General features: G+C 41.4%; 8 protein-coding genes. 6 read left to right on the forward strand and 2 right to left on the reverse strand.

Going from position 1 to position 8,106, the window contains the following annotated elements:
* The first annotated feature begins 25 nt into the window (after nucleotides 1-25).
* The 3 genes from G327_RS0120590 (at nucleotide 26) to G327_RS0120600 (ending at nucleotide 3,760) form a co-directional block, all read left to right on the forward strand.
* Nucleotides 26-1,576, forward strand: coding sequence for an ABC transporter substrate-binding protein (locus G327_RS0120590; protein WP_019616700.1), 1,551 nt, complete (start codon nucleotides 26-28; stop codon nucleotides 1,574-1,576).
* A 259-nt stretch (nucleotides 1,577-1,835) separates the two neighbouring features.
* Complete coding sequence (locus G327_RS0120595; RefSeq protein WP_019616701.1) at nucleotides 1,836-2,813, forward strand: ABC transporter permease; 978 nt, start codon at nucleotides 1,836-1,838, stop codon at nucleotides 2,811-2,813.
* Nucleotides 2,814-2,815: 2 nt separating this feature from the next.
* Nucleotides 2,816-3,760: an ABC transporter permease gene (locus G327_RS0120600; protein ID WP_019616702.1), complete on the forward strand. Its 945-nt coding sequence runs from the start codon at nucleotides 2,816-2,818 to the stop codon at nucleotides 3,758-3,760.
* Between the two features lie 142 nt (nucleotides 3,761-3,902).
* Here G327_RS0120600 and G327_RS0120605 read toward each other — a convergent pair whose 3' ends face one another.
* Complete coding sequence (locus G327_RS0120605) at nucleotides 3,903-4,715, reverse strand: enoyl-CoA hydratase/isomerase family protein (RefSeq protein WP_019616703.1); 813 nt, start codon at nucleotides 4,713-4,715, stop codon at nucleotides 3,903-3,905.
* Between the two features lie 148 nt (nucleotides 4,716-4,863).
* Between G327_RS0120605 and G327_RS0120610 the strand changes: the two genes are divergently transcribed.
* Both G327_RS0120610 and G327_RS0120615 read left to right on the forward strand, forming a co-directional pair.
* Nucleotides 4,864-5,814, forward strand: coding sequence for a LysR family transcriptional regulator (locus G327_RS0120610; RefSeq protein WP_019616704.1), 951 nt, complete (start codon nucleotides 4,864-4,866; stop codon nucleotides 5,812-5,814).
* A 214-nt stretch (nucleotides 5,815-6,028) separates the two neighbouring features.
* Nucleotides 6,029-6,304 carry a hypothetical protein gene (locus tag G327_RS0120615; protein WP_019616705.1) on the forward strand — a complete coding sequence of 92 codons (276 nt, stop codon included), beginning with the start codon at nucleotides 6,029-6,031 and terminating at the stop codon, nucleotides 6,302-6,304.
* Between the two features lie 125 nt (nucleotides 6,305-6,429).
* On the opposite strand, the gene G327_RS0120620 is transcribed toward G327_RS0120615, so the two are convergent.
* Nucleotides 6,430-7,416 carry an integron integrase gene (locus G327_RS0120620; protein ID WP_019616706.1) on the reverse strand — a complete coding sequence of 329 codons (987 nt, stop codon included), beginning with the start codon at nucleotides 7,414-7,416 and terminating at the stop codon, nucleotides 6,430-6,432.
* A gap of 443 nt (nucleotides 7,417-7,859) precedes the next feature.
* Here G327_RS0120620 and G327_RS26665 point away from each other — a divergent pair.
* The coding region (locus tag G327_RS26665) for a transposase zinc-binding domain-containing protein (RefSeq protein WP_211217257.1) at nucleotides 7,860-8,106 on the forward strand (247 nt) is incomplete at its 3' end.

Here is an 8,106-nt window from a genome sequence, read left to right on the forward strand (position 1 = left end):
ATCTTCCCGCTAAAGGAGCTACTAAATGAAATTCTTCAAAACCAAACTAGCCGTTGCGTTACTGGCTGCAGGTCTAAGTTTTACGTCAAGTGCAGCGGATGTTACAGTTGCCTATGATGCCGATCCGGTATCACTTGACCCGCACGAGCAGCTTTCCGGCGGCACTATGCAGATGTCGCATATGCTGTTTGATCCGCTGGTTCGTTTTACAAAAGAGTTCGACTTTGAAGCGCGTTTAGCTGAAAAGTGGGAAAGAATCGATGCTACAACTTTCCGTTTTAACTTACGCAAGGGTGTTAAATTCCATTCAGGTAATACCATGACAGCCGACGATGTTGTCTGGACGTTTAACCGTTTGAAAGTCTCGGGTGACTTCAAAGGTGTATTCGCACCTTATGAAAAAATGGTTAAAGTTGATGACTACACAGTAGAAATTAAATCAACTGAACCGTACCCGCTGGTGCTGCAGACAGCCACTTATATTTTCCCGATGGACAGTAAGTTCTACTCCGGCCAGGCTGACGGTAAAGATAAAGGTGCTATCGTAAAACACGGTAACTCTTTTGCATCAACAAACGTATCTGGTACAGGTCCGTTTATTGTCACTTCTCGTGAGCAGGGAATAAAAGTTGTCTTCGAACGTTTTGACGATTACTGGGATACTAAATCACCGGGAAATGTAGATAAATTAACGCTGGTGCCGATTAAAGAAGATGCAACTCGTGTTGCCGCACTGCTTTCAGGTGACGTAGATTTAATCCACCCTGTTGCACCGAATGACCAGAAACGAGTTAAAACCACGAAAGATATCGATTTAACAACCGTTGCCGGTACACGAATTATTACTTTCCAGATGAATCAGAACAGTAATCCTGCACTTAAAGATGTACGTGTACGTCAGGCAATCGTTCATGCGATTAACAATAAAGGTATTGTTAAGAAAATCATGAAAGGTTTTGCAACCACTGCCGGACAACAGGGGCCTGCAGGTTATGCTGGTTACGATCAAGCATTGGTACCACGTTATGATCTGAAAAAAGCTAAGCAGCTGATGAAAGAAGCGGGTTACGAGAAAGGCTTTAAACTTTCTATGATGGCGCCGAATAACCGTTATGTTAATGATGCCAAGATTGCTCAGGCGGCCTCTGCAATGCTGTCTAAAATCGGTATTAAAGTGGACCTAAAAACTCTGCCTAAAGCTCAATACTGGCCTGAATTTGACGTATGTGCAGCGGATATGATGATGATCGGCTGGCATTCAGATACAGAAGATTCTGCAAACTTCTCTGAATTCTTAACCATGACTCGAAATAAAGAGACTGGTAAAGGTGCATATAACTGCGGCCATTACGCAAACCCTACAGTTGATAACTTAGTTAACAGTGCAAATGCAGAAACTGATCCGGCTAAACGTGGTGCTATGCTGCAGGAAGTTGAGCAGATTCTTTATAAAGATGCGGCATTTGTACCGCTGCACTGGCAGAACCTTGCATGGGGCGCAAAATCTAACCTTGAAATTGCACCGATCGTGAATGCACTTAACTTCCCGTACTTTGGTGACCTGGTTGTTAAATAACGCTTTGTAAGAAAGCAGTTATAAAGGCCGACGTGCAGATAATGGTCTATCAAACCGCTGCCGTCTGGTTTTAATTAAAGTAATTCACCTCATGCTCTTTGCTTTGTAGTGTGAGGTTTTAAGTTATAACAATGCTTTTTGCTCATTGTTACAACAAGTCTAAAGCGTTTTAATCAGTACTTTTTGTTGGATTAAACGTTAGTTTTTAAGTCTGTTTTTTTCTAGATTTAATCATTTCAAATTATATAGGGAAGTATCAATGTTTACGTTTCTGGTCAAGCGCCTGTTTCAGGCTCTGATAGTGATGTTTGTGATAAGCCTGGTGGCCTTTGCCATTCAGGATAATCTCGGAGACCCATTACGTGAGCTGGTAGGGCAGTCTGTTTCTGAAGAAGAAAGACAAGTTCTGCGTGACGAGTTGGGTCTTAATGATCCGTATATGACTAAATATACTCGTTTTATTTCAAATGCTGTACAGGGGGATTTAGGTACTTCATACTTCTTTAAAAAACCTGCTGCTGAAGTGATCCTTAATAAGCTGCAGGCAACACTGGAGCTGGTTTTCGGCGCCGCCTTAATTATTGTATTTGTTTCCATACCGCTAGGGGTGTTTTCCGCTATTCATCCTAAGAGTGCCTGGACAAAACTGATAATGGCACTCAGCAGCTTTGGTATTTCTATTCCGGTTTTTCTAACCGCTATTATGCTGATGTATGTTTTCGCCATTGAGCTCAACTGGCTGCCTTCCTACGGGCGTGGAGATACCGTTAATGTTCTCGGCTGGGAAACTGGATTTCTGACCAAAGATGGTCTGCTGCATCTGATTCTGCCGTGTATTTCTCTGGCTTCTATTATGCTGCCTCTGTTTATCCGTCTAGTACGTTCTGAAATGCTCGAAGCATTAAGCTCTGAATATGTAAAATTTGCCACCGCTAAAGGTTTAGCGATGAACAAAATCTATTATCAGCATGCGCTTAAAAACACTATGCTGCCGGTTCTGACCGTGGGCGGTGTACAGATAGGCACCATGGTTGCTTATACCATTTTAACTGAGACGGTTTTCCAGTGGCCGGGGACAGGTTTTCTGTTTTTAGAAGCGATTAACCGTGTGGATACGCCTTTAATTACCGCTTATGTTATTTTTGTCGGTCTGATTTTTGTGGTTACCAATACGATTGTTGACTTGTTATACGGGGTTGTTAACCCGACTGTAAATATTACTGGTAAAGGGGCATAACCATGAATACGATTACTTCTTCACACGTGCCGAGTCGCTGGGAACGATTTAAAAACTCAGATCTGATTTATCATTTCAAGAAAGACAAAGTGGCAATGCTCAGCTTTGCACTGTTTTTAGCATTCTTTACCGCCGCACTGTTTGCGCCGTTAATTTCGCCGACTAATCCTTATGATTTAAATAGTATTGATCTGATGGACTCTGAACTGCCGCCGTCATGGCTGGAAGAGGGCGATGAACGCTTTCTGCTCGGCACCGACGATCAGGGCCGTGATATTCTTTCGACCATTTTATATGGCTCACGTTTATCTCTAACCATTGGTTTTTTAGCCGTGGCTGTACAGTTAATATTAGGTATTGTGATTGGTTTGTCTGCCGGATATTTCGGAGGGCGTATTGACAGTTTCTTAATGCGCTTTGCCGATGTGCAGCTGTCGTTTTCCACCATGATGGTTGCGATTATTGTCTCGGCAATTTTTAAAGCCAGCTTCGGCAGTGAGTTTTTCAGTCAATATGCAGTAATAATGCTGGTGGTTATTATTGGTGTGGCAGAATGGCCTCAATATGCCCGAACAGTGCGTGCCTCAGTACTGGCTGAAAAACAGAAAGAGTATGTTGAAGCCGCGCAGGTAATGGGATTTAAAGCGGGCAGAATTATGTTCCGCCATATTCTTCCAAACTGTCTGTCGCCAATTTTAGTTATTTCAACGGTGCAGGTGGCCAATGCCATTATGTCTGAAGCCGCACTGTCGTTCTTAGGCTTAGGTCTGCCGGTTGATCAGCCGTCATTAGGCGCTTTGATCAGTATCGGTTTTAAATATATCTTCTCCGGTGCGTGGTGGATAACCGTTTTCCCGGGTGTGGTACTAGTGACACTGGTATTAGTTATTAATTTATTAGGTGACTGGTTAAGAGATGTATTTAACCCGAAAATCTATAAAGGTTAACAGCCGCGTTTAATACCAATCCATTAGGAAGTGAGGCTTCAGCCTCGCCTCTTGTATAATCAGCCCTGTAATAATGACAGGGCTTTTTTTCGGATTTTTTTGTGCTAATCAGTGACGGCAGTTGTTGATTTACAAACTACACCTAGCTGCTGAGCTCCGTCGCTGTATCAACAAATATTCCCTGAATGTCTTTCGCTTCCCGCTCAGTCTGGCCGCCATGTTTTAAAAATGCGCCGATGATAGTTTGGGTTTTCTGCTCTTTAGCGCGTTCAAGAAAATAACGTAACTCAAGCTCTGCACCAGCCTGTTCATCTTTAATAGAAGCCGCCGCAATCTCTTTATACATGACAATATCGCGAACTTCCCAGACAGCCACAATGGACAGTAACTGTTCAAGAAAAGTGTCTATTTCAGCTTTAGGTACAAACTGAGTGATAATATTTAAAGTTTCAGCTTGTTGTGCAGTATAGTCAGCGCCGCTTAGCAGTGCCTGCAGTGCTTTACCTCTGCCCATACGACGTGCAAACTGTACTGCACCCTGACCGCCAGTCGGAATATTAATATACAGCTCCGGCTGCGCAAAAGCGGCATTCTCCGTGGCGTAGGCTAAATCACAAGCCATCACAAATTCATTACCGCCGCCGCGGGCCACACCGTCGACAAGTGCAATCGAAAGTTGTTTCATCGCTTTTATATTCGCTATCATATGGTTAAATTCAATTGATGCTGCTTGTCCTGCCTGAGTACCGTTAATAACGTTCAGATCTAAATGCGCCAGGAAAAAATCTTGGTGGAATGATTTAAATACAACAGCTTTAATATCACGCTGATCTTTTAACGAAAGAACAAACTCATTAACCTCGTTAATCAAATCAATCGTTAAAATATTAACCGGGGCATTATTAATAACAACCGTTGCGATGCCTGCATTATTTGTAATAGTTAGTTTACTCATTTTCATTTCCTCATTAAAAACTAGTAGTCTATCGAGCAGCTTCAAGTTGTGCCCCTCAACGTTATAAACACTATACAATTCCAATAGGAGTTAAAAAACTAAGCAATATGAACTAAACTGGTGCTTAAAAAGCAACAAAGGAGTCTGTATGGATTTAGCCAGTCGATTATTATTATTGTTAGAAGTGATTGAATTTGGTTCATTCGCAAAGGTTTCAGAGCATAGAAATGTGAATCGTTCTGTTATTTCTAAACAGGTTAGTAAATTAGAAGATGAGCTAGGCGTTCGTCTGTTAAATAGAACCACGCGCTCTTTATCACTCACTGCCGCTGGCTCAGAAATGGTCCGCCAGGCAGAAACTCTGCGCGCTCTTCTCAATGATACGCGAAGGGCGGCTGAGAATTATCATTCACAGCCGCGCGGAAAACTTAAAATTTCCAGCTCAACACTTTTTGGCCGGCAGTATGTGCAGCTGGCAGTATTAGAATTTCAGCGTAAATTTCCCGATGTTCAAGTTGAATTATTATTGGAAGACAGAATCGTTGATATGGTAGGTGAGGGCTACGATATCGGATTTCGTGTCGGTGAACCGAAAAGCTCTAATTTGATCGCTAATAAGATTGCGCGAAACCGCCTGCTGATTGTTGCTTCTCCTGATTTTATTAAAAAACACGGGCTGCCGCAGACGGTTCAAGAGTTAGAAAAACTGCCCGCGGTTGTTTATTCGTCTCCTGGACTTATTATCGATAAGATAAAGTATGTTGATAATAATAATCTTGATGCGGTTATCCATCTGCATGCCGCTTATAAAGTTAATGAGGTTGAAATGCTTATCAGCAGCGCTTTATCGGGAAATATGTTTACCGTTACCACGGCGCAGATGATTGAGAATGAGATATTACAAGGAACACTTATACCGATAATGACGCAGATTAAATTAGCTGACTATGGTCATTTTTATGCGGTATATCCGCATAGAAATCCTCCGATAAAAACTAAACTGTTTATCGATACTCTGAAAGAAATTGTGGGCAGTAAGGTACCAGTTTGGGAAACTCGTATTCCCGGGTTCAATAATATGTACGGTCATAGCGGATAAGCTTATCTATAAAATACAACTATTTGCTAAAAGAGGAAAAAAGTCTACTGTTTATTAGCTATGATTACCGCCTCTTTGTTGAGGCCTTAATGAACTTTTTAACTTAATAAGATGTACGGGCATCATATTTGTGACTGCACTATATGTAGTCTTACTAAGTGTTAACAACAGCTGACCATCAATGTTTACGGCAAAACTTAATTATGGAGGCGTAATGTTCAATATTAATCCAATCTCAGAAGATGAAGCACAAAGAACCCAGCAAGTTACCAATGACTGTATTTGTAAGGAAAGAAAGGTCAGTGAGTGCGGCTGTTATGTGCTTGAAGAGGAAACGCCACTAGCGACAAAAATGGATGATCTTGCACAAATTCTCGAAGGGACCACTCTGCAGGATCTAAAAGATCTTGAAGCAAAGGCTGATGAATTTGATGAGGAATTAGAATATGAAGCCTACGGGTATTTGATGGATATTGTCAATGCAGTTTGAGACGAATAAGACCACGTTTTATATGAGATCGGAAAGACTCTCTAATTTCTGCAGTTGAAACAGCTCATATTTATATGAGCTGTTTTTGTCTGGTGCTTGGCAAAACTGGCAGGCTCTTTTTATTTTTAGCTGTTATCAACAGGGCTGATAATTCCCCGTTCATGTAAACCGACAACGTGTAAATAAATTTGCGTTGTTGAAATATCACTGTGGCCAAGTAACTCCTGGATATTTCGTAAATCAGTACCTGCTTCTAATAAACGAGTTGCAAAGCTATGCCTGAAAGTATGACAGCCCGCTTTTTTCATCATGTTTAATGCTCTCAAAACCTGTTTGACTTTGCGCTGTACGCACTGCTCTGAAATATGATGGCGGCGAGTAATATTTGTTCTTGGATCTACGGAAAGCTCTCCGGCCGGAAATAAATACTGCCATGCGGGCTCAAACTCAGCACTCGGATATTTTCTTGACAGTGCGCCGGGCAGGTAAACCGAACCAAAGCCGTTCGCTAAATCTCTTTTATGTACAAGCAGGCTGGTTTTAACTTGAAGTTTTAACGGCTCAAATAATATTTTGGGTAATAAAGTCCTTCGGGATTTATCCCCTTTAGTTTCGCGTACGATAATGCAGTTCATACCGAAGTCGATATCTTTTATGCGTAGGCGGGTGGTTTCAGAAATTCGTAAACCACACCCGTACATCAGCTGGATGCAGATTTTATGTTTATCGGGAAAATTATCGATGACAGCTTGTGCTTCCTGGTGAGTAAAAACAGTAGGGAGTTGTCTTGGTTTTACTGCATACCTGAATTTCAGCCCCTTTATTTCAATCTTCATAAATTCTCGATACATGAATATGAGTGCATTTAGTGCAGTCTTTCGCGTGTTGCCGGCAACTTGTCTGGAAACCGACAGGTGCTGCAGAAAAGCTTCAATTTCATCATTGCTCATTGTTTCCGGATGTTTGTAATGGTGAAAACGAATATAGAACAGTACCCAGTAACAGTAGGTTTTCTCTGTTGTGTAAGAATAATGTCGACTACGGATGAACATGCGAAAGCGATCCATAAAACGATTGGAATCAGCTGATATTATTTTTCGGACATCGTACATAACAACCTCCATACTGGATAAATAATACTGTTTTTATATTCAGTAAATATAGCCTATTTTGTTTATAAAACTACAAATTACATCATTGCGCCTGTTTTGTTGATATTCCGACAAAAGCGTCACTGCGAAGGTTATCAGGGAACTTTCTGAGTTTACCTTAAAAAAGAAAGGATTAGATGTGTTTATAAAATGTGCATATCTTCCTAGTGATGCATTTGTCGATTCACGGTTTTATTATAAACATTTATAATTCATTGAATTGATTTGATTTTTTGGTTATTGTGATGTTATTTAATAAATATGATATACAACAGGGCAATTGCGTCACTGTGACGTATATAAAGCTGTTGAACATGCCGGGCTACGCCCAGAGAAGCCATACCCATCGTCCTTTGTATACTGAAAGCTGGATAAATAAACAGTTGTAATTATACTGTATATTTATGAAGCAGTGGACGTTACAACGATTATTTCTAGAATACCCGCCCAAGAAACTGGGGCTGAGGTTACCTTTGTATCAACTCAAAGCGGTTGATGCTCTCACTATGTGCCGTACTGCTAAGCTGGGAAGTCATGGACAGTATTGTGAGCATGGGCACCTTTGTGGTGTGTATTACAACTCCTGTCGGCATCGAGGCTGTCCGCAATGTCAAAATGTTAAACGTGAGCAGTGGCTTTCAGATTGGTCTG

The organism is Psychromonas ossibalaenae ATCC BAA-1528 (assembly GCF_000381745.1).
In the GTDB taxonomy this organism is placed as follows: Bacteria; Pseudomonadota; Gammaproteobacteria; order Enterobacterales; family Psychromonadaceae; genus Psychromonas; species Psychromonas ossibalaenae.

Coding starts and splice junctions, on each gene's coding strand:
- G327_RS0120620 (WP_019616706.1), bottom strand. CDS start 7,416: ATGTACGATGTCCGAAAAATAATATCAGCTGATTCCAATCGTTTTATG.
- G327_RS0120590 (WP_019616700.1), top strand. CDS start 26: ATGAAATTCTTCAAAACCAAACTAGCCGTTGCGTTACTGGCTGCAGGT.
- G327_RS0120610 (WP_019616704.1), top strand. CDS start 4,864: ATGGATTTAGCCAGTCGATTATTATTATTGTTAGAAGTGATTGAATTT.
- G327_RS0120595 (WP_019616701.1), top strand. CDS start 1,836: ATGTTTACGTTTCTGGTCAAGCGCCTGTTTCAGGCTCTGATAGTGATG.
- G327_RS0120605 (WP_019616703.1), bottom strand. CDS start 4,715: ATGAGTAAACTAACTATTACAAATAATGCAGGCATCGCAACGGTTGTT.
- G327_RS0120615 (WP_019616705.1), top strand. CDS start 6,029: ATGTTCAATATTAATCCAATCTCAGAAGATGAAGCACAAAGAACCCAG.
- G327_RS0120600 (WP_019616702.1), top strand. CDS start 2,816: ATGAATACGATTACTTCTTCACACGTGCCGAGTCGCTGGGAACGATTT.